At 46.8% G+C, this 21,934-nt stretch carries 17 protein-coding genes; 8 read left to right on the top strand and 9 right to left on the bottom strand.

Features of this window, described 5'->3' with window-relative positions; all coding sequences use genetic code 11:
• Nucleotides 1-119 precede the first annotated feature (119 nt).
• From AZ66_RS04665 to AZ66_RS04640, 6 genes are all read right to left on the bottom strand, one after another.
• Nucleotides 120-833 carry a FadR/GntR family transcriptional regulator gene (locus AZ66_RS04665; protein ID WP_021261030.1) on the bottom strand — a complete coding sequence of 238 codons (714 nt, stop codon included), beginning with the start codon at nt 831-833 and terminating at the stop codon, nt 120-122.
• 226 nt (nt 834-1,059) lie between these two features.
• Complete coding sequence (locus tag AZ66_RS04660) at nt 1,060-1,734, bottom strand: carbohydrate porin (RefSeq protein ID WP_044353790.1); 675 nt, start codon at nt 1,732-1,734, stop codon at nt 1,060-1,062.
• Nucleotides 1,735-1,890: 156 nt separating this feature from the next.
• Nucleotides 1,891-3,519, bottom strand: coding sequence for an extracellular solute-binding protein (locus AZ66_RS04655; protein ID WP_044353789.1), 1,629 nt, complete (start codon nt 3,517-3,519; stop codon nt 1,891-1,893).
• Nucleotides 3,520-3,575: 56 nt separating this feature from the next.
• A complete protein-coding gene (locus AZ66_RS04650) occupies nt 3,576-4,460 on the bottom strand; it encodes a carbohydrate ABC transporter permease (protein WP_021261033.1) in 885 nt (294 codons plus the stop codon).
• 14 nt (nt 4,461-4,474) lie between these two features.
• The gene (locus tag AZ66_RS04645; protein WP_231586733.1) at nt 4,475-5,380 is read right to left on the bottom strand and encodes an ABC transporter permease; all 906 of its coding nucleotides are present in this window, start codon (nt 5,378-5,380) and stop codon (nt 4,475-4,477) included.
• Between the two features lie 119 nt (nt 5,381-5,499).
• A complete protein-coding gene (locus AZ66_RS04640; RefSeq protein ID WP_044353788.1) occupies nt 5,500-6,678 on the bottom strand; it encodes a Gfo/Idh/MocA family protein in 1,179 nt (392 codons plus the stop codon).
• 730 nt (nt 6,679-7,408) lie between these two features.
• Between AZ66_RS04640 and AZ66_RS04635 the strand changes: the two genes are divergently transcribed.
• Entirely contained in the window at nt 7,409-7,804 is a 396-nt protein-coding gene (locus AZ66_RS04635; protein WP_021261036.1) for a hypothetical protein, read from the top strand.
• Nucleotides 7,805-8,172: 368 nt separating this feature from the next.
• On the top strand, nt 8,173-9,078 hold the full coding sequence (locus AZ66_RS04630) for an NAD-dependent epimerase/dehydratase family protein (RefSeq protein WP_044353787.1): 906 nt from the start codon (nt 8,173-8,175) through the stop codon (nt 9,076-9,078).
• A 192-nt stretch (nt 9,079-9,270) separates the two neighbouring features.
• Here AZ66_RS04630 and AZ66_RS04625 read toward each other — a convergent pair whose 3' ends face one another.
• Nucleotides 9,271-10,302, bottom strand: a complete 1,032-nt coding sequence (locus AZ66_RS04625) for a LacI family DNA-binding transcriptional regulator (protein ID WP_044353786.1) — start codon at nt 10,300-10,302, stop codon at nt 9,271-9,273.
• A 273-nt stretch (nt 10,303-10,575) separates the two neighbouring features.
• Between AZ66_RS04625 and AZ66_RS04615 the strand changes: the two genes are divergently transcribed.
• Together AZ66_RS04615 and AZ66_RS04610 are read left to right on the top strand one after the other, a co-directional pair.
• Complete coding sequence (locus AZ66_RS04615; RefSeq protein WP_044353784.1) at nt 10,576-11,268, top strand: glycosyltransferase family 2 protein; 693 nt, start codon at nt 10,576-10,578, stop codon at nt 11,266-11,268.
• A 70-nt stretch (nt 11,269-11,338) separates the two neighbouring features.
• The gene (locus tag AZ66_RS04610; protein WP_021261040.1) at nt 11,339-12,157 is read left to right on the top strand and encodes a WcbI family polysaccharide biosynthesis putative acetyltransferase; all 819 of its coding nucleotides are present in this window, start codon (nt 11,339-11,341) and stop codon (nt 12,155-12,157) included.
• A 100-nt stretch (nt 12,158-12,257) separates the two neighbouring features.
• Here the strand turns inward: AZ66_RS04610 and AZ66_RS04605 are convergent, their stop codons facing one another.
• Nucleotides 12,258-13,289 (bottom strand): hypothetical protein, encoded by a 1,032-nt coding sequence (locus tag AZ66_RS04605; RefSeq protein WP_156159896.1) that lies wholly within the window; start codon nt 13,287-13,289, stop codon nt 12,258-12,260.
• Between the two features lie 484 nt (nt 13,290-13,773).
• Here AZ66_RS04605 and AZ66_RS04600 point away from each other — a divergent pair, with 484 nt between their 5' ends.
• Together AZ66_RS04600 and AZ66_RS04595 are read left to right on the top strand one after the other, a co-directional pair.
• On the top strand, nt 13,774-14,343 hold the full coding sequence (locus AZ66_RS04600; RefSeq protein ID WP_044353782.1) for a TetR/AcrR family transcriptional regulator: 570 nt from the start codon (nt 13,774-13,776) through the stop codon (nt 14,341-14,343).
• Entirely contained in the window at nt 14,340-15,425 is a 1,086-nt protein-coding gene (locus AZ66_RS04595) for a serine hydrolase domain-containing protein (protein ID WP_044353781.1), read from the top strand. Before AZ66_RS04600 ends, AZ66_RS04595 begins: the two co-directional genes overlap by 4 nt.
• A gap of 91 nt (nt 15,426-15,516) precedes the next feature.
• Here AZ66_RS04595 and htpG read toward each other — a convergent pair whose 3' ends face one another.
• Complete coding sequence (gene htpG, locus AZ66_RS04590; protein ID WP_044353780.1) at nt 15,517-17,394, bottom strand: molecular chaperone HtpG; 1,878 nt, start codon at nt 17,392-17,394, stop codon at nt 15,517-15,519.
• 414 nt (nt 17,395-17,808) lie between these two features.
• Between htpG and AZ66_RS04585 the strand changes: the two genes are divergently transcribed.
• Together AZ66_RS04585 and AZ66_RS04580 are read left to right on the top strand one after the other, a co-directional pair.
• A complete protein-coding gene (locus AZ66_RS04585; RefSeq protein WP_044353779.1) occupies nt 17,809-19,266 on the top strand; it encodes an esterase-like activity of phytase family protein in 1,458 nt (485 codons plus the stop codon).
• 176 nt (nt 19,267-19,442) lie between these two features.
• The gene (locus AZ66_RS04580) at nt 19,443-21,791 is read left to right on the top strand and encodes a S9 family peptidase (RefSeq protein WP_052648392.1); all 2,349 of its coding nucleotides are present in this window, start codon (nt 19,443-19,445) and stop codon (nt 21,789-21,791) included.
• Nucleotides 21,792-21,934: the final 143 nt, after the last annotated feature.

The following is a 21,934-nucleotide window of genomic DNA, read 5'->3' as shown; positions in this document are numbered from 1 at the left end:
ATTTTTTGTTTGCAGCTTGCTATCCGGTGTTCCTTAGGGTCTAGGTGTGAGTTCTAGGGAGTATTGGAAATGTGGGTAATTGGATGATCCAATTTAATGATCAAAAGGAAGCGATGCGCTCACCCTTTTGAGCTTCCATTGTGGAGCAGAATGTTCTGCTTAACTTGTTGTAAGTGATAGAGCAATGCTTCCTTTGCTTTTTGAGGATTTTTCTCCTTAATGGCTTGTAAAATGCCGTAATGCTCCTTATATACATCGTCCTTGCGCCCCGGAATATGTTCCGTCTTCGCAAGTGTCTTCTGGAGCAGATCGATATGCAGATCGATCAGGTTGACGAGTACAACATTGTGTGTCGCTTTGGCAATGGAGAGATGGAACGCCTGATCGGGATTCGCTTGATCATCCGCATCATCCGAGTCACGGTCGATCTTACCCCATTTCTCAAATGCCTGCTCAATCTCCCGAATATCCTGTTCGGTCGCTCGTTCTGCTGCAAGCTCGACGATGCCCGTCTCGAATATCTCTCTTGCTTCGAGCAGCTCAATGATCGTGGCTCGTTCGATATTCTCCAGTATGCGCTTCTTGTCTTCGGCTTCGTTCAACCTCTTGCTCAAGAAACGTCCGCCTCCCGGGCGCGTCTCAATGAGTCCTTCCCGTTCGAGAATACGGAAGGCCTCCCGCAAGGTTCCACGGCTAATGCCGAATGCTTGGGCGAGCTCTCTTTCTGTTGGCAATACATCTCCAGGAGCCAGGTTGCCTTCGAGAATCAGATTCTCTATTTGTTCAATGACATCTTCATAGACACGGTGGTACTTAATTTTTTTAATCGTCATTGCTCATTACCTTTCATGCGTGTCATTCAAAATTGGGTGACCCAATTATCCGCAATTTCATAGTATGCGCATTTAGTTTAAGTGTCAATATAATTTTGATAGCGTTTTCTTAGGGGTGATTTTCTACTAATATTACATATAAAATCACTGTTCGTGGATGGTCATTATATAGATTCACATAAAAAATAAGCCTAGTTGTAAAAAAACTAGGCTCATAGTAGATATTTTAGCGGTATTTGTAGGTATACTCTTCTCCGTTACAAGTAATCAACACTTTTATCGGCTTTTTATCTTTCGCTATTTCGGCTGGCACCTCACTAATAAAATGAAGTGTTCCCGTTTTTAATGGCTCAATCTTCGTAATCATCGTATATGTAAAGTCACCACCACCCTTTTCCTCTATCGCCGAGAATGGAACATATTCATATTTATCATCGTAAACGACTTTTACCGATACGAATTCATCAGATCCTTTTCCGATAGTCAGCAGGCTTTTCACTTTGACAACTACATCAAAGTACGTGTTTGCTTGATCTTTTACCTCATAGTAGGTGTAAAATCTGTCTGGTTTTGGGGGTACGATTTTAGTTCCGAATTTAGCGCCTGTGACGGTAAACTCAGCAAAATCTCCTACTTTTATAGCTTTATTGGCTTCAATCGTTTTGTCATCTTTTGCAGCAGCAGTTGTTGTATTTTCAGACTCAGCTTCCTTTTCTTTTTCCTTATTTGCAGGAGCATCTGCATTTTTACTATCCTTCGCTTTAAGCTCTGCATTTTCTTTTTCCAATGCCGCTATTTTTTGCTCTAGCGCTTGCACATCTGCATTGCTGCCCGTACAACCCGTTAATGACGCTGCTAATAGTCCTGAAGCTATTGTTAGTGCTAAGGTTTTCTTTGTCATCCTTATTCCTCCTTTTTTCTATCGTTTAAATATACCACCAAATCAGACTACTTGACTATGAACCCCCCCTTATTATGTGACAAATGACCTATAAGCACAAAAATACCCGCAGTAGGTTACACTATTAAGTGCCCTCACTGCGGGTCATTTGATAGATTATTTTCCACCCTTATAACGCTCATAAGCAGCTTCGTAGATTTCCAAGTAACGCTTCACGTTCATTTGCTCCAGCTGCTTCACATACGCATCCCACTGATCGAAGCCTGCCGCTCCAGAGGCGAACTTGTCGCGCATCTCGTCGATATACGTCTGAATGTCCGTCTGGATCGTCGTCAATTCTTCCTGCTCCTCTGGCGTGAAGTTGAACGATGGCCACACATCCTCCATTTTCACGGAGAATGGCTCTGCATCCTGCGCATTCTTCACAGAAGAAGGATAGCCCTCCGCACCCTTGAAGAACTTCTGCTTCACGATGCCCGGATAGTAGCCGCCCGGCCACGTTAGGTATTGGCTGATGGCCTGATCCAGATTCAAACCATCCTTGTTATTCTTAATTGCATCCAGATATTCATAGTCACCCTTGTCGTTCACTTGGTAAGTAACGCCTTCAAAGCCCATAAAGAACATCTTAGCGCCTTCATCGCCATAGAAATGATCAATCCAGCGTATCGCGGCTTCTGGATTCTTCGCTTTGTCCGTCAGGACGAACATACCGAGGTTGCCAAGCGGTGAGCCAATATTTGTCAGCTGTTTCTCTCCGTTCACCCCTTGAATGACTGGCATTCCCACATAGCCGTCTTGATTGTACACGGCCTTCGGATCAACACCGTCCAAGAACCCATATAAGCCGGCGCTCGCTTTCGACGTAATGTCCGTATCCTTCATCGTGAAGGTTTCCTTGTCCAGCAGCCCATCCTTGTATAGCTTAGCGACATATTGCAGCAATTGCTTATATTCATCAGTTGACTGAACAAAGCGAAGCTTGCCCGTCGCCGGATCGAGATCCACATTCGGGTTGGCTATCCCATTCTTGCTCAAGCCGAATGGTCCGCGCAAAAAGTTGATCATAATGCTGACGCCCCTGGATCCCCACGGAATCTCATCCTGCTTGCCGTTCTTGTTCGGATCCTTTTCTTTAAACGCTTTCAACACCTGAACCAATTCATCCAGATTCGTCGGCGCCTTCATTCCCACGTTGTCCAGCCATTCCTGCTTCATCCAAGGCGTGCCGTAGAACAGCGATTTGAACTCTGGATCGAATATGGTTGGGAAGCCGTAAATGCTGCCATCCGGCATCGTAATTCCCTTTTTTACAATCGGGTACTGCTCCATAATCTTCTTGAAGTTCGGCGCATATTGATCGATGAGGTCGTTCAGCCTGAGAAATGTTCCTTGGCTTCCGTATTTGATCAAGTCCGTCTTCGGCAGTGCAGAGGCAAAAAACATCTCCGGATAATCGCCGCCAGCCAGCTTAATGTTGCGCTTCTCCTTCAGACTATCGACCTGCACCGTCTCCCACTCGATATGGATGTTGCTCATTTTCTCGTATTCTTGCCAGAGCATCAGCTTGCTCCAATCGGAAGAAGCGAAGAACTTGCCAGCGAAGGCCGTCATCGTCATTTTGTCCTTCGCGATCGGCATGCCTTCCTTGTTCATCAGCGCCACACGCTCATCACGATTGCCCTCGTTCGCTGCACCACCGCCGCCTCCGCCGCACGCTGTTACGAGCAATGAGAAGCTCAGCACCACACTAAGTGTCAATGTGAACCATTTCCTTGAACGCATCACATGTCCCCCTTGATTATTCAATATTGGAATACCGATACCGATGGCCGTGCAATCTAGCCCTTCAATGCGCCAATCATGATGCCCTTTACGAAGTACCGCTGCAAGAACGGATACAAAATCAACATTGGCAAATTCGCTACGACGAGTACAGCGTACTTTAACCCTTCCACGCTCATCTTCATCCGTACCGCTGATTCAGAAGTCAGCTTCACGAACTCGCCGGAATCGCTTTGAATCAAGATTTCGCGCAGGATAAGCTGCAACGGGAATTTCTCCTTCGTCGTCAAGTAAATCAAGGCATTGAAGTACGAGTTCCAATGACCTACTGCATAGAAAAGCACCATAACTGCAATAATCGGCATGGATAGCGGCAGTACGATACGGAGCAGCGTTTGAATGTGCGTGCATCCATCGATCATCGCAGATTCTTGAAGCTCACCGGGAATCGATTGCTGGAAGAATGTGCGCATAATGATGATATTCCAGACGGATACAGCATTCGGGATGATCATGACCCACAGCGTATCGAGCATGTTCAAGTTTTTAATCAATAAATAGGTAGGAATCAATCCGCCCCCGAAGAACATCGTGAATACGATAAGTCCGGTTACTAGTCCCCGCCCTGCCAGGTCACGGCGAGATAATGGATAGGCGGCACATATGGTCATCACGACATTAAGCGCTGTTCCGATGACCGTATACAGAATGGTGTTGCCATAGCCGAGCAGAATGTCCTTGTTTTGAAAAATTTTCGTATAGGCATCAAGGTTGAACCCCTTCGGAATGAGCCACATTTCACCGCGCAGCACATGTTCCGGATTGCTGATAGAAGCGCTCAATACGAATACGAGCGGGTACAGAACGATGAGCGTGAGCAAAGTAAGCAGCGTGTAATTGATTAGGTTAAATATGCGGTCGCCAAACGAACGGTCGATCATCTTCTGTCCCCCCCTTACCATAGGCTCGTCTCGTTGACACGCCGCGCAATGTAGTTCACAACAATCAAGAGCGCAAAATTGACAACGGAATTGAACAATCCAACGGCAGCCGAGAAGCTGTACTGCGCGTCCAAAATACCGGTGCGATACACATAGGTGGAGATGATGTCTGAACTGCTCATGTTGAGTGAATTTTGCATGAGGAATACTTTCTCGAAACCGACCGACATGACGCTGCCTAGATTCAAAATGAGCAGAATGATTATCGTCGGCGCTATCGTAGGCAGGTTAATATGCCAGATGCGCTGCACACGCGTTGCACCATCAATGGTCGCTGCTTCATGCAGCTGGTGATCGACACCAGAAAGGGCCGCCAAGTAGATAATGGAGCTCCAGCCCATCGTCTGCCATACATCGGACAACACATACAGCGTTTTGAACCAGCCCGGTGAGGTCATGAAGGTGATTGGCTCGCCGCCCATCGCCACGATCAGATGATTGATAATGCCTGTACTCGGATTCAGAAAAATAAACAGCATCCCCACAACAACGACGACCGACAAGAAGTGCGGGGCGTACGTAATGGTCTGTACGACCTTCTTGAACCGCTCGGCCTTCACTTCGTTCAGCATCAGCGCAAGCAGGATCGGGATTGGGAAGCTTAGCGCCAAGGAATACAGACTGATGAGCACCGTGTTCGTCAGCAGGCGTTCGAAGTAGAAGCTGTTGAAGAAGCGTTCGAAATGCTTGAAGCCAACCCACGGACTGTCCCATATCCCCTTATTCGCCATGAAGTCCTTGAAGGCAATCTGAATGCCATACATCGGCAAATAGTGAAAGATGATATAGTACAGCACGACCGGAAGCAGGAGCAGATACAGCTGCCAATTCTTCACCAGTCCCTTGCGGATCCGCTCCATTCGACTGTTGCGCCCAGGTTCAAGCTCACTGGAACGCTGCATTGCAAGTTCAGTTGCCTTCATCGCCTCTTCCTCCCTGATGCATCGTCTACGTACATGCTATCCGGCTGCTTCATGGATTAGCCCTCCGATAGTATAGCGGCAGCATCCAAATTCGGGATTGGCGAGACAGGAACAACGCCGCCGCCTTGGCGTATCGACTCGGTTGCCGCACAACCTACAGCCACGCTCATACGACCCGCAAGTGGAGTTGCTATCGGCTCCTTCCCATGCAGAATCATATCGACGAAGTCCTTGCAAATGTTCGGATCCGCTCCGCCATGCGATCCCTTCGCCTCCTTAATCTGATACACGCGATCTGCCAGCTCACGCTCTGTATTGGATTTGCGTGTCCATACGTATACTTTGTCTTCCATTTCGTTATTTTCCATCCGGCCTTCCGTGCCGATAAAGGTATAGTTCCGCTGATAATCCGGTGTGAAGTGGCATTGTAGATAGGAGGCCTTAATCCCGCCTTCCAGCTCCATAATGACCATATTGTTGTCCTCCACATTCACCTCTTCACGGAATGCACATTCGATTAGTCTCCCTGGGCTCGCTTCCGTACACGTAGTCCGCTCCTCACAGGTTGGACAGGTTAAGTCATTCGGCTTATCCCCGCCATAAAAGTCCAAGCTGCCGAATGCACTCACCTTCGTCGCATAGCGCCCTGTGATCCAATGAATGATATCGATATCATGCGATCCCTTCTGGAGCAGCAATCCTGTACTGTTCTTGGAGTTCGCATGCCAATCGTGGAAATAGAAATACCCGCCCCAGCCCACAAAATGTCTTACCCATACAGCCTTGATCTCGCCAATTACACCGGAATCCACAATTTCCTTCATTGTGCGGTACATGTTCATGTAGCGCATATTGAAGCCAACCATCAGATGCTTGCCGGATTCCTTCCATGCGTTCAAAATGTTGTCGCAGCCTTCCACCGTAATCGCCAGCGGCTTCTCGCAAAATACATGCTTGCCTGCCTTCAGCGCAGCTACGGCATGCTCCTCATGGCAAAAATCAGGCGAGGTCACCGCTATCGCATCGATATCTTCACGTGCAAGGAGTTCCCGGTAGTCTGTCGTGATGAACGCATCCGGGTTAACATCATCCTTGAATTCCTGAAGGCGCTCCGGATAAATATCAGCTGCTCCCACTACAATGGATTGTCCCTCCGGCTGATGCCAATACTTCGCGATTGTCCCTCTTCCTCGTGCACCAATCATGCCAATTCGAACTTGCTTCTCTGTCTTCATTTCCTCATTCTCCTCTCGATTATGCTTGCAAGCTTGTGCAAAACGGCCGCTTGCAGCAGCACATCGCCCTCTATAATAAAGCGCTTTCAATACGCGATGCCGAAACTCTCTCTTACATCTAAGACGGACTTGTAAAAGAGAAACAAAATGCAAGCAAATAAAGCACGAACCTAATCGTTAAGCTTTCTGTCAGATTGATCATGGATGTGGTGAATTTGTAAGACGGTATTCATGTCATACAGCAATAGTTGATGGGTGGGTGCTCTCTTGCTTAACCTTTTTAACCTGTTGTGGATTCTTGGTCTTGCGGAATGAGTAATGTAGGTTTGTCCAAGTTGTATTGGAAATTTGGGTGGTTGGTCACTTGCGCAAATAACAAAGATGTTTGGGGTAAAATTTGAAGATTGGATAGGAATCAAAAACCATATTTCAATTGGTAATTATTACACTTATAGACTTGACGTCATTATATTATGCGCAACTTTATACCGTCAATATGATTTTGGATAAAATTTCGAACAACCAAATTTAAATAAAAGTTGGGGCAATTCAACGTTGCCCAATCATGTAAGTTGACGCTCAATTATTTGGGTTCTTTCTCACTGCTGTTTACATTATAAAGTAAAATTACCACCTGAAACGGTCATAACCCTCCCCTAACACAAAGGTGGAAAATATCATAAGATTTGTTGTGGGAATACGAAGCACAATTTCGAGGAGGGAAAATGATTTGAAGAAGACATTGCTGGCTTTCTCTGTCATTGCCATGCTGAGCACATCATTCGTACTTACTTTCAACACACCAACGGTTGGGGCCATCCCGGCAAAAGAATGCAAAGCATCTAACTTCGGAAAGGATACTGAACCTCGCCGACTATATGCGGGTGACTGGGGTTCAACTATCTTCTATTGCGGCAGTAGCCGCCATCCTGACGATCAGATCAATCTGGAACGGGAGGATGGAGAAATCGAACATGATGAATACGACACCTCCGTAGTTGATGAGGTAAGCATTGACGGCTCTGTACTGGAATACAAAGCCGTCGGACCAGGCACAACAAAAATTAAAGTATGGTTGCCTAAGGCAAAGAGATATGCAATTGTAGAGGTAACAGTACGGGACTAATACCTTCTCAGCCATTGCGAGTTTCCTTACTCGAAGCAAAATAGTAGCTTACCCAACTCGTTTTACAACATTGTACTACCTATGAAACGTTAAAAAAGGTGGAGTTAAGGGGTTAATTTGAACCCGAACTCCACCTTTTTGCTTACATGTGCTCCAAATTATCAGCTTCCAAGTCCATTGGCAGATAAAGTTAATCCATGTTATATTGAATTGTACAAAGAAACCGTTCCTTTCGTATTGGTGGGTCGCACTTCCATTTTACTAGAGGACGGTTTTTTCCATATGACAAAAAAGGAAGTACTCCAAGTCATTCTAGACTTTGGAGCACACCTGTCACCTTATGAAACAATAAGGGAGGAGTAAATGACATGAGTAAAGTGCTAGTACTCGGGGGAACCCGCTTCTTCGGCAAGAAGCTTGTGAACCTGCTTATTCAAGAAGGCTCGGATGTAACCGTTGCAACACGAGGACAAACGGAGGATTCTTTCGGTGATCAAGTGACGCGTATCCATCTTGACCGAACAGTGCCTGAACAATTGCGGCAGGCTGTCGGCGACACGGAATGGGATGTCGTGTACGATAATATTGGCTATCACCCACAGGATGCGTTCCATGCTTGTGAGATATTTGCTGGCAAGGTGAAGCGGTACATCTTCACTTCAACCTTGTCTGTCTATCCCTTCGGGCAGATTAACTATTCCGAGGAGGCATTCTCCCCATATACATACGCCATTCCAGCAGATCTTCCGCAGGAAATCGCATATGGCGAAGGCAAGCGGCTTGCTGAAGCCGTCCTGTTCCAGCATGCTTCCTTCCCCGTTTGTGCCGTTCGATTTCCAATCGTGCTTGGCATGGATGACTATACGAAGCGGCTTCACTTCCACATCGAGCATGTACAACAGGGGCTTCCTATCGGACTTCCGAATCCACAAGCCGAGATGAGTTATATCACTTCGGATGAAGCAGCCCGCTTCCTATTCTGGCTGAAAAACCAGCACTTCGAGGGGCCTGTCAATGCCTGCTCGGACGGGGTACTGTCTATCCGCCAGATCATTCAGCTTATCGAAGAGGGAGTAGGCAAATCTGCACTTATCGTAGACACTTCCGATCCACAGCAGGCAGCAGCATTCGATACCGCTCACCTGTCTCCGTTCGGCGTGCCGGAACAATGGGGCCTGGATACAAGCAAGGCAGCACAGCACGGATTCAAGTTCGACTCGATTCAGGACTGGTATCCTCAACTCATTACATCAATCATCAGTTCCCGTTCGTAATAGAACAGGCTCGAAGTGAAACACACAAGGATCCGCTTCAAAAGTCCGTCTTACATTTTGACCCCTACATGGGAGTGAATATGCATGACAAAAGACGCCTTTCCCCCACTAAACTGTGGCTTTAAAGGCGTCTTCGTTTATCTTATAGGACTGATCTCCTGTTTAACAGCTATTGAGAACAGCCTCTTCCGCTCATGTAGATTTGCGTACAATCAGAGAAAAGGGGAGCAGCATTCGAAAAGGCGCTGGATATGGATCCGTCAACCCATCCAATAAAGCCTTCGCAGCAGCATACCCCATCTCGTACTTCGGAATATGAATAGACGACAATGGCGGAGAGCTGTACTTGGCGAACTCAATATCATCAATGCCTACGAAGGCAAGATCCCCGGGAATGGACAGTCCCTCTTCCGCTGCTGCCTGCATCGCAGCAATCGCCATCATATCGCTGGCACAGAACATCGCGGTAGGCCGATCTACTTGTTGTACTAGCTGCTTCATCTGTTCATAACTGCGATCCGCATCCCATTCAGCGTCAATGACCCAATTCGGGTTCCATACACAGCCCGCTTCCTCAAGAGCGATTCGGTATCCCCGATACCTCTTCTCCCGCTCCAGTTGTCCAAGCAGCCCTTTCCCTCCAATGAATCCAACCTTGCGGTGCCCATTCGTGATGAGATGACCAACCGCCACCCTTGCCGCATTCATCCGATCATAAGAAATGACCGGAATTGACGGATCTGCTACGTCGATCCCAACAATGTTCGGCACTCTCTCCTTCAGCCACTTATATTGAGCAGGATCCATTCCTTCTACACAAATGACTCCGCTAAGCTGATACGACTTCAATAGGGATTCGAACAAAGTGGTGCTTCTCAGTTCAGCTTGGGTATGTAAAAAAGCAAGTGAAGCTCCTGCCTCAAGCAGCTTGGCTTCTATTCCTTGAATAATCGGAGAAAAGTAAGGATGATTGTACTTGTTGTCAGGAAGTGATAGGATGCAGCCAATCGCATGAGTGGACATAGGAGATGTGTGATGCCTCGTTCGGGTACGCGCTTTGGGATTGGCTATAGGTGTTACCTGATAATTGAGTGTTTTGGCGGCCTGCCATATTTTCTGCTTCGTCTCTTCACTTACTCGCCTGCTGTCATCATGATTTATAACGCGTGAGACAGTCGATATCGAGACTCCGACCTTCTCTGCTATATCTTTCAGTCTGACCATGATCTCCTCCCCTGGCAGTATGACTTATTCTTCGAAGTCGGTAAGCAGTCTAGTTGTAAATCACAGCATACCACAGCGATCATGCACTTAAAAGCATGAAGTACAAGGCGGTGCTCACTTCCCCTAACTGTTTCGGGAAATTTGGCTTCAGCTGCTTTTTTTTTTGCAAATAGGGACATTTTGTCCCTGACCATTAGCCAATGCCGTGCATTATATATTAACAAAAGGTCAGTTCTATCCGCTTTGTGCAGGAACCTGTGGAGGGTCGCTAGGATGAAATACATGCTCGGCATCTTTTATGTGAATCGCCTTGATCTATTGTATCGGGCCATTGCCAGTATCCAGTCCTACTGGCCGCATACGGTTATCATCGATAATTCAGACAGCCATGACCTCCGTCATGAAGCAGCCTTATCCTCTATCGTTTCGATTTACGAGCCTCCTGTTCCCTTCTCACATAGTCAATCGCAAAATATGCTGCATCGATGGGGCGCTGAGCGGCAATGTAACGCAGTTCTCTATATGCATTCCGACGCAGAAGCTCATGATGGCGTTCCAGATGCATTCCTCGCTACGTTAGCAGCATGGCAGCAGACAGGGCATCGATGGGGCGTCGCCTTCACTAACTTGGATACGCTCGCTGCATTTCACATGGACGCAATTAGGGCTGCTGGACCGTGGGATACCTTGCTTCCTATGTACTTCTCCGATCAAGACTGGTACCGAAGAGTCGTGCTGGCAGGATACCCGATCGTTCCAACCGGGCTGGGCGTGACCCATCATAATTCTGGGGCTTCGACGGTTAAATCCAATCCCCTGCTCACCCATCTCCATCACGTTACCTTCCCGTTGTACCACCAATATTATGAGACCAAGTGGGGCGGTACTCTAGGGAAAGAGACCTACCACCTTCCATTCAATCAATTCCCGCTCAATCCTGTAGACAATTATCTTACTGTCACGTAACCCCTGAACACGGAACGCGAGGCTCGATTATCTCTGTCTATCATAGATAGAATGAGGGAGTGTATATCGAATGAAAAAATGTATTGTATTCGGAAATTGTCACGTATTTCCCATACGCAGGTATTTGATGGCATCTCACACATTCCGCTACAGTTATAAGCTGGTAGATGTGCTCCCTATCCAAAACTGTAATCAAGAGATCGGTATCGGCGATCATGTGCTGAACGATTGTGATTTGTTCATTTACATGAAGACGAGCGATGCCTACGGCGAGCGCTTGTCTAGTGATTACTTGTTAAGCAAGCTGCCGCCCCATTGCAAGAAAATTAGCATCGGCAACGCCTACTTCAAATCCTACTACCCTCAATTTACTTACAATAACAAGAATACGCTGTATGGATACGAGGATCAGAACGTTCTCCGGTTATTGAAGCGAGGAGAGAGCAAGGAACGAATTGTCGCCATACTGTCTGACGAGCAATTCTATTCCGCCAAAGAACTGCAAATGATCCACAACGAATTCATGTATAATCTCCGCCAACGAGAATTCGACATTGATATTCCACTTGCGAATTTCATCGAGCAGCATTATCAGAAGGAGCATCTATTCTGCACGGTGTGCCATCCCCGCTACCATATTATCCGCTACTTAGCGATGAACATTTTACAGCGAATCGGAATTTCTACGATGGAAATTGCGCAAGCCTTTTACGATTCAGACTTCATCGATTTGATTCACCCTATTTATCCAAGCGTCATCAAGCATTTGGACCTGAGATTTCTGCAGCCAGGTGCGCGTATCTATTCGTTGGGAGATGAGAAATTCTCCTTCCAAGAATATATCGCACGGTACGTGGATATTCACAGTCAAGAACTGCAAACGGTGTAGGGCTTGCAAAATCTCATCGAAGAACCCTGAATCATATGAAAAAAAATCAGAGAGCACCCTGCTCTCTGATTTGTTCTGTCTTCGAAACATTCTCGGTCTTTTATTGTGATTTCGCAACAAGTTCTCTGGTTAATGCGTAGACCTTTCCTTTTTCATTTATAGCCACTGAAATGCTTGGACTGCCCTCTTTCAAAAATGTATAGTTGTTATCCTCTACCTTCACTTGGTATCCTGTCACGTCGATTCCGAATATTTTCTTAATCATCGGATTCATTGTTTTTATTGCTTGCGCGGCGGTATACTTTGGCTTAGCGAACTTCTTCTTCAACTCTTCCTTAGAACGGGAAACCGGGCCTTCTTTGCTCCAAACTATGGCTGCTACTTTATTCGTAGCCCTTTCCACCCATACAATTATCGATTGCTCGTACTCAGAGAATGAATAAGTGTCAGTCCCTTCCACTACTAAGCGTTGGATGGAGTCGAATGACAATTTTTTTCCACTAGTTAATGTATCCAGCGCCTGCTGGACAGCGTGAACGGACTCATGATTAAGCTGAGACATCGGCACATCATAAATTGCAGTTCGCACTTTTCCGCTCTTTGAGTCGAAGACAAGAAGATAAGAACCTATGGCGGTGATTTCTCCACTTGTTCCACTTATGCTCAACGTATCAATATCGTCATATGAAAGGTTCTGGTCTGTTTCCTTAATGGCTGATTTTAGTTTCGTCCGGATGCCCTCGTCCAAGGATAAAAGCTGAGGATCAAGCGCGATCTCGTAGACTTCACCCGTTTGTTCTTTTATCGCAACTGCTGCTGCCCTTATCTTCTGAGCACCTTTTAGGGGATGCGTTACGGTTCGGAATGCTTTCGAATAGAGAACAGGCACTTTCTTCCCATCAATCTCATGGGAATACTGAACGCCCTCGAATTCAATTTCCTCATTTACAAACGGCTTCAAAGCCTCCTGCGCCTCCTTCACCAGCTCCTTGTCCAAATCCTTAACGTTCTTCGTGAATCCCGGCTCACCCTGCTTCGAATTGGCCGCTGCTGCATCGGATGTAGGTGCCGGAATGGATGCCATAAGAAGCGCTGCAATTGCAGATAAAAGAAATACTTTGTATCGTTTCATGAATAGATCCCCCATCTTCATATATACCAGCTTCCTATTTTATCCTCGCTCAGAACTTTAATCCATAACTTTAATCAAGCTTTACCTAGAGCTTCGCCCATTAGTTCCTCTTTCCATTCTCAGGCAACAGACTGATACCGAAGCAATTCCCTTTCAAGTCCACTCTGGCTTCTATCGTAGGACTGCCTTTTTTCGTAAAAACAATTTTATTCCCATACTTCGACTTTTACTTCACCTCATATCCGCTCAAGCTTAGTTGGTTCCATCCAATCAACATTTCATTTTGGCAGGACAAAAAGCCGTTCATCACCTTCTCAACTAAGTAGGGTCGAACAGATGTATAAACGAATTTTATCTCCACATTTTCCTTAATGGGTTATTGAAAATCTACCTGTCACATATATACTGATTATATAAATATCATTTGATATGTATCAGATGATATTTAATTGGATTTGGATGCCTACTAGGGAGGAAACCCGCTATGCCGCCTAAGACGAAGTTTTCGCGGGATACGATCATTGATGCCGCCTTCAACATTGCCATGCGAGAAGGAATCTACAGCATTACGATTCGCAAGGTCGCAGAACATCTGGGGAGCTCAATTGCGCCTATTTATGTCAACTTCACAGATGTTGCGGAGCTCATTCAAGTGGTCGTACAGCGTATTTTTGCTTTCAGCGACGAATATCTCCTCAGTCAGGATACGGGCCAGCCATTTCATGATATTGGCGTTGCCACACTCCGCTTCGCACGGGAATACCCGCTCCTGTTTCGCGACATGGTCATGAGACCGAACCCCTATTTGCAGCATGAGCCCAGCGAAATGAACAGCCTTATCGACAGAATGAGGATCGATCCGGAGCTTGCCGATTTCACAGACGAAGAGCTGATGCCTATTCTGCTTAAGATGAGAATATTTACACTAGGTCTGTCCGTTATGACGGCTAATGGCCTACTGCCAGAAGGCTTCAATGACATCGAGGTTATGGACAGTACGTCCGCCGATATTATCGCTGCCGCCCGCATGCGGCAGAAAGGGGAGCAATTATGAACCGTCAGGAGGCTATGAGTCGAATCGAGCGGCAGTTTAGAAGCGTTATTCTGCGTAATCGCAAGCTTCACAATGCCTATTTCCTCGTACATTGCGAGCCCTTGGGCATTCATCTGAACATTGCGGAAGGCACGACGCGGGGCCAGCCATCTCTTCCGCAGCAGCGCTATTATATTGCCAGCATAAGCAAGCTGTTCACCTCGGTACTTACAGCAATGCTCGCAGAAGGGGGCAAGCTCACTTACGAAGATCCTATCCATCGTTACCTTCCTTCGAAGCTGATGCACAAGCTTCATGTATACAAGGGCACCGATTACTCTAATCAAATTCAAATCAAGCATCTGCTCGGCCATACGTCCGGATTGAACGATTACTTCGAGGATCGGCCCAAGCAAGGCCCGCGGATGCTCGACCTATTCACCTCGGAGCCTTCACGCGAATGGACACCACAGGAGGTTATCCAATGGTCCAAGGAGCATCTAACGTCCCATTTTCCTCCCGGACAGGGAATCCATTACTCGGACACCGGATACCACTTATTAGGCCTACTCATCGAAAACATCACATCCATCCCACTCCATGAAGCATTTCGTCGGTACTTATTCGAACCGCTGCAGCTCCATCATACACATATGGCGTGTTATTCTACGCCGGCAGTAGAGGACGCTTATCCCATGGCCGACTTATATGCTGGCCAGACTGCAATTACCGATTACAAAAGCATCAGCATGGAATACGCTGGCGGCGCCTTAATATCGACCTCAGAGAACTTGCTGACATTCATGAAGGCTCTTACGAGCGGCAAGTTGATATCTAGAGACAGCTTCCAGCGCATGCAAGTATGGACGAAGTTCAGGCCGGGCATCGATTATGGGTACGGCATTGTTCGCTTTCGAACCGTTCCAATCTTATTCCCTGCAAGATATAATGCGTGGGGCGCATGGGGGTATTCCGGAACCATTATGTTCTATCATCCCGCCCTCGATGCCTATCTGATCGGCAGCTTGAATCAACTTCGATCCACCGCTAAGGCAGTTCGCATAATGCTCAAGGCCATTGACGTCCTCCTGAAGTGCAGATAGCCAAACGCAAAAACCCGCTGCCAGCGCTTGGGCCGACAGCGGGTTATCTTCCATCATGATTTCTTTCATTGTATCGAAGAAGACCTCTTCGTTACACCATAATTTTGCACATATCGTTCGTGAACTCTACTGGATCCTGGAGCGGCAAGCCTTCAATCAAGAGCGCTTGGCTGTACAGCAGGTTCGTATACAGGCTCAGCTTCTCTTCATCGGATGCATGAGCGTTCTTTAGGGATTGGAACACCTCGTGGTTCATGTTGATTTCGAGCACTTTATCGGCTTTCACCGCTTGGTTGTTCGGCATCGCGTTCAGCACTTTTTCCATCTCGATGGATACTTCGCCTTCTGCTGACAAGCATACTGGATGGGACTTCAAGCGCTTCGAAGCTTTGACGCTCTTCACCTTATCCTTCAAGATGTCCTTCATCGCCTCGAACAGTTCCTTGTTCTCATCTTGTTCGTCAGCAGACTTGTTATCTTCATCGGACTCGATGCCGAGATCGCCGCTCGATACATTCTTGAATTCTTTCTCCTTGTACTTCATGAGCATCTTAATCGCGAACTCGTCAATATCATCTGTGAAGTACAGAATCTCATAGCCCTTATCCAACACAAGCTCAGTTTGCGGCAGCTTCTCGATGCGTTCGATCGATTCGCCAACTGCGTAGTAAATATATTTCTGATCTTCTGGCATTCTTTCTACGTACTCATCCAGCGATACCAGCTTCTTCTCCTTGGAGGAGTAGAACATGATCAGGTCTTGCAGCACATCCTTGTTCATGCCATAGTCGCTGTACACACCATACTTCAACTGTCTGCCGAACGATTGGAAGAACTGCTCGTACTTCTCTCTTTCGTCCTTCATCAAGGATTGCAGCTGGCTCTTAATCTTGTTCTTGATATTCTTCGCAATCAAGCTCAACTGGCGGTCATGCTGCAGCATTTCGCGTGAGATGTTCAAGGACAGATCTTCGGAATCGACCATTCCTTTCACGAAGCTGAAATAGTCTGGGAGCAATTCGGCGCATTTGTTCATGATCAACACGCCGTTTGAGTAAAGCTCTAGACCCTTCTCATATTCCTTCGTGTAATAGTCGAATGGCGTATTTTCTGGAATGTACAAGATCGCATTGTATACAACAGCGCCGTCAGCGCTGATATGAATATGCTTCAGCGGCTTGTCGAAGCCATAACGCTTCTCACTGTAGAAGTTCTCATAGTCTTCTGTCGTCAGCTCATTCTTATTTTTGCGCCAGATCGGAACCATGCTGTTAACTGTTTCTTCTTCTTGATACTCTTCGAGTTCCTTATCGTCGTCTTCCTTCGGACGATGCTTCGTCACATCCATCTTAATCGGGTAACGGATGAAGTCCGAATATTTCTTCACGATCGACTTCAGACGGTATTCATCCAGATACTCGTCGTATTGATCGTCTTCCGTGTTCGGCTTGATCTTCAATGTGATAACCGTACCCGGCACATCCTTCTCGCTAGGCTCAATCGTGTACCCGTCTACACCCTTCGATTCCCATTTGAACGCTTCGTCACTGCCGAACGCCTTACTAATTACCGTCACGACATCAGCAACCATGAATGCAGAATAGAAGCCTACACCGAATTGGCCGATAATGTTATGGCCATCCTTCGCTTCATTCTCCGTCTTGAAGGCAAGGGAGCCACTCTTCGCGATAACGCCGAGGTTGTTCTCCAGTTCTTCCTTCGTCATCCCGATCCCTGTATCGGCTATTGTCAACGTACGGTTCTCTTTGTCTACCGATACTTTAATGAAGTAATCTTCTTTATTGAACACCACATTGTCATCAGACAAGGCTTTATAGTACATTTTGTCGATCGCGTCGCTCGCATTGGAGATGAGCTCTCTAAGGAAGATTTCCCGCTGCGTGTAGATCGAGTTGATCATCATTTCTAACAAACGCTTGGATTCTGCTTTGAATTGCTTCTTAGCCATGAATAAAAATCCCCTCTCATATCTTTTCATGTCATTACTTACACGTAGTCATTATCATTATAGTAAGTAATGGATTAGCACTCCACTACACAGAGTGCTAACAATATATTAATAGTGTACCTAGTCTATTTTTTACTGTCAACTATATTACGTTCAAAAATGGGATTTCCTGATATATTTTTTTGCTCTTATATCGAGCAGATAATGATGCTAGAAGCAGACAGCCTATCGCTAGACTTCACCTCCCGATGTCCGTTTTTATTTGTATGCTTCTCTATGTTTACAAACTCTCAAGTTTTCCATTACATCTCCTTAACCCTTCCATTACATAACCTTAACAAGCGGTTGCTATAATCCAGGTGAACAGACAAGAATGCACATTTTACAGATTCGTCTTATGGAGGGACATGACAAATGAAAAAGAAAGCTATGATCGCGCTAGCAACCGCATTGACACTGACAGCTGGAATAGGAATTACTTCGGTCCAAGCTGCCGCTGCCGATAGCGTACCTGCATCTCACGTTACGTACACGAGCAACGGGCAAACGGTTACACCTGCTTCGCCGGCTGTAGAAATCGACTCCCGTCTGTACATGCCTCTTCGCGCACTTAGTGAAGTAACAGGCAAATATGTAGAGTGGGATGAATTCAGAGGCAGTGTTGCGTTGACGGACAAGCCTGAGTTGACTGGCAAGTATAAGCTCAACGCAGCGAACTTAGCTGAAGGAATTAAGATGGGCGTCGGTTCATCCTTGACTCATGTCCCAGGCGATCCTGACAATGTGTTCTACTCCACTGCTGACCGTGGCCCGAACGGCCAAGTTGAAGTTGGCGGCAAAACTCGCCGGACGTTCCCGTTAGCAAGCTATACGCCAAGTTTATACAAGATTCAAATCGATAAAGATGAAATTAAAATATTGGAACAAATTCCGCTCAAGCTAAATGGCAAAAATCCGACGACTGGAAATGCTCATATTACCGGACTTCCGAATATTAAAGGTCGTGACGAAGCCCCATTCGATGCCAAAGGGGAAAATGGCCTTGCCTACGATCCATACGGACTCGATATCGAGGGTCTTGCTTATAACGCGAAGGATGACACGTTCTGGATCTCGGATGAATACGGCCCTTCCATCGTTCATGTGAAGCGCGACGGTACGATTATTGAGCGCATTGTTCCAAAAGGATGGGCCGCACAAGTCTCTACACCGCTTGTACCAGCCAGAGAAGTGCTTCCATCCGAGTACAATAAGCTTCGTCAAAATCGCGGTGCTGAAGGCGTCGGTATTACGCCAGACGGCAAGTACATGTTCATGTCCATGCAAAGCCCGCTGCGCAATCCAGACAAGTCTACTGACAACTCGCGTCAACTGCGCATCATCAAGTTCGATCTCTCGACATTGCAGCCAGTGGCTGAATATGTATATGTGACAGAGGATGCCAAGCAGTTCACCGGTCTGGATCAAGCAGACATTGTCATCTCGGACGTAGTAGCCATCAACGAGAATACGCTGTTGATTGACGAACGTGACAAAAATGCAGGCGATAAAGCTCAATTGAAGCGTATTTATGCGGTTGATCTCACGACAGCTACGAATATTCTTGGCAAGTACAACGACGAGAAGGCTGGCAAGACACTGGAGCAAATGTCTCTTGCTGATCTGAAATCCAACAGCATTCTGCCGCTTGCGAAGCGCACAGTTCTGGATGCGGTTGAATTCAAATATCCATATGAGAAAATTGAAGGTGTATCCCTCGTAGACGGCAACAAACTCGTAATCGTCAACGATAATGACTTCGGTGTGGACAGCACTTCATCCGATAACGGCACTGAACTGTGGACATTCAAGCTTCCTTACTCCATCAAATAACTTCATGCCTCCCTTCAGCACCCCGGAACGGACGTCAGCGTCTATCCGGGGTGTTCGTGTATATTTCACAAAAATCCATGTAACCTACCTCTTATATACAAATGATCCAAATAAAAAACAAAAAGCTTCTTCATATACATATATGAGTCTGTACATATAAGGAGGTTATTCAATTCATGAGAAAGAAAGTCATATCCGCCTCACTCGCTGCTGTGCTCGCTGCATCGCTTCCGCTGACTGTCATGGCGCAGCAGAAGTCTACTTCTACTGCCGCCTCATCATGGTATACAGAAGGGATTCAGGCGCTCGTCTCCAGAGGAACTCTTCCCGAGCAGACAAAGCCAACGTCCACAATCCCGATAAAGGACTTCATCCGCTATGCCGCACTATCGCTCACCTACCAGCATGGAATCGATCCACTGAAGGCAGCTGCGAATGAAGGCTGGGTCGAAGCTGAGGAGTTCTCCTCTCTCGACGCACCAATTACGCGCGGAGAGCTTGCCCGTATCCTCGTTCGCGCCTATGAACTTGGCACAGAGGAACCCAGCGAGAAGACATTGATCGAATATACGCTGCGTGCTAAATCTCTTGGCTTACTTACAGGCTATCCAGACGGCAGCCTTCATGAAAATAAAGACGCGACTATCGGGGAAGCCGCCTCTGCACTTCGCAACCTGCGCAAGCTCCGTCTAGCTCAAATCGACAACAAGGGTGTACCGCTCATTTCCGTTGAGGATTTCATGCGCAACCCTGGCAACTTCTCGTATCAATTGTCCGCCGACGGCAACTACATTTCTTATGCGGCTCCTTGGGAGAGTCGGATGAATGTATTCGTCAAGAAGATGGATGGCTCGAGCGAACCTGAACGCGTCACTAGCTCTAAGGATCGCGATATTGCGGGGTTCTTCTGGAAGGGCGATCACATCCTGTACTTGAAGGACAAGGGCGGAGATGAAAACTACCACTTATATTCAGCTGCATTCAACGGCAATGCGGAGAAAGATCTCACTCCATTCGATAAGGTGCGCGTTGGGCTAGTCAGCACACTGTCCAGTGTGAAGGATGAAATTCTCATTACGATGAACAAGGATAATGCAAGAGCATTCGATGTCTATAAACTGAACGTGAAGACCGGCGCGACCAAGCTCGTCGCGAAGAACCCTGGCAATATTCAAGCTTGGATTGCCGATCACAATGGCTCCATCCGCATGGCCGTTGTTACGGATGGCATTGAAGGATCTGTGCTCTATCGCGATACAGGGGACGCAGAATTTAAGCCTTTCATCACAACGGATACAGGAGAAACCGTCTCCCCGCTTGGCTTCACGAAGGACAACAAGAACATTTATGCGATATCGAACAAAGGCCGCGATAAAACTGCGCTGGTCAAATACGACCTGCAGGGCAAGGAACAGCTACTCTACTCCCATCCTGAGGTCGACTTGGATCGTGCAGTATACGACGACAAGCAAGATAAATTGCTCATGGCTTCCTATATCACAGACAAGAAGCATAATTATTACTTCGATGCGGACTTCGAAGCTCTGAACAAAAAGCTGCAACAAAAATTGCAGGCAACGGAAAGCGAAATCCAAATCAATGACTACAACGACGCAAGAACGAAATTCATCGTCAATCTGTCGAATGACAAGATGCAGGGAAAATACTACTACTATGATTCAACGACGGATAAGCTGACGATCCTTACTACCTTAAGCGACTGGTTAACAACGGATCATCTTGCCGATATGCATCCAATCTCCTATAAGAGCAGAGATGGCTTAACGATCTACGGCTATTTGACACTGCCCAAAAATAAGCAACCCGAACAGCTCCCGCTTATCGTGAATCCTCACGGCGGGCCTTGGGCTCGCGATGAGTGGGGCTTCAATCCCGAGGTTCAGCTGCTCGCTAATCGCGGATATGCCGTGCTGCAGGTTAACTTCCGATCCTCAACAGGTTATGGCAAAGCATTCATCGATGCTGGCGACAAACAGTGGGGACGCGATATTCAAAATGACATTACGGACGGCGTGAAATGGGCAATCAAGCAAGGCATTGCAGATCCAAGCCGCATCGGCATTTACGGCGCATCATTCGGAGGATACGCAACGCTTGCCGGCATAACCATCACGCCGGATCTGTATGCAGCAGCCGTCGATTATGTAGGCGTGTCCAACATCTTCACCCTGCTGAATACACTGCCGCCGTATTGGGAAGCGAACCGTAATATGTTCTATGCGCGTATCGGCCATCCAGAGAAGGATAAGGAGCTGCTTAAGGAAGTATCCCCTGTGTTCCATGCAGATAAGATCATTACACCGCTCTTCGTCGCACAAGGGGCCAATGATCCGCGTGTCAATAAGGCTGAATCTGATCAAATGGTTGAAGCACTCAAGAAGAGAGGCATTAATGTGGAGTATATGGTGAAGGACAACGAGGGCCATGGCTTCTACAACGAGGAAAATCGAATTAAATTCTACAATGTCATGGTGAAGTTCTTGGATACCCATTTAACAAAATAGCTTCCAATCCAATCCATAATTGGGCTCTTTCCCATGAGAAAGGGCCCTTTTTTCTGTAAGAATGGCGATGTGTAAGAACAATATATTCCTTGAACTGTTATATTTTACATGAATCCTGTAATCCCAATATTTACGTATATACT

It is taken from the genome of Paenibacillus sp. E194, assembly GCF_000935845.1.
Taxonomy (GTDB): Bacteria; Bacillota; Bacilli; order Paenibacillales; family Paenibacillaceae; genus Paenibacillus_B; species Paenibacillus_B alvei_B.
The sequence above is the reverse complement of the archived record's forward strand: the minus strand, read 5'-3'. Positions and strand labels throughout refer to the sequence as shown.